At 58.3% G+C, this 223-nt stretch carries 1 pseudogene; it reads left to right on the top strand.

The annotated features are described in order from the left end of the window. Nucleotides 1–58: 58 nt before the first annotated feature. Nucleotides 59–223 (top strand): annotated as a pseudogene (locus tag MOV75_RS42210) (branched-chain amino acid ABC transporter permease); the annotation flags it as partial.

Consider the following 223-nt stretch of genomic DNA (forward strand, 5'->3'; position numbering starts at 1 on the left):
ATCGCGAACAACGAAGAAATCCGCAAATCCTATCTGGGTTACTGAGGGAGCCGGGACAATGGAGCTGTTCACCAACCAGGTCCTGGCCGGCATCGCCACGGGCGCGATCTACGCCTGCATGGCGCTCGCCGTGGTCATGATCTACCAGGCCATCGACCATCTCAACTTCGCGCAAGGCGAGATGGCGATGTTCTCGACCTTCATCTCCTGGCAGCTGATGCAA

The organism is Bradyrhizobium sp. PRIMUS42 (genome assembly GCF_023006515.1).
GTDB lineage: Bacteria > Pseudomonadota > Alphaproteobacteria > Rhizobiales > Xanthobacteraceae > Bradyrhizobium.